We start from the raw sequence: 407 nt of genomic DNA on the forward strand, positions 1-407 counted from the left end.
CCCTGTCCCAGGGGGATCAGGGCGTCTACCTGGAGCAGAACACGTTCGTACTCGACGGGGTGCCCGACCCGCGGGTGCTCGGCGCGGCGTGGCAGCACGTCGTCGACGCCACCCCGGTCCTGCGCAGCCGCATCGCGTGGGAAGGGGTCGCCGAGCCGGTGCAGGTCGTCTGCCGCCGGGTAGGCGTGCCGATCGGCTACCTGGACTGGAGCCACCTACCGGAGGCCGACCGCCGCCGCGAACTGCGGCAGCTCCTGGCCAGTGAGCGGGAGCGCGGAATCGACCTCGCCGTCGCGCCGTTGATGCGGCTGACGCTGGCGCGGCTGTCGGCTACCGAGGTGCAGGTGGTGTGGACGTTCCACCATGTCCTGCTCGACGGCTGGAGCACCTTCCAACTTCTCACGGAC

1 protein-coding gene is annotated in these 407 nt (G+C 71.0%); it reads left to right on the forward strand.

Translation table 11 applies throughout. The features are described from left to right. A partial coding sequence (locus tag HC031_RS32330) for a condensation domain-containing protein (protein ID WP_167929251.1) occupies positions 1-407 on the forward strand: 407 nt, incomplete at both ends.

Origin of the sequence: Planosporangium thailandense (assembly GCF_011947195.1) — a bacterium.
Classification (GTDB): Bacteria; Actinomycetota; Actinomycetes; order Mycobacteriales; family Micromonosporaceae; genus Planosporangium; species Planosporangium thailandense.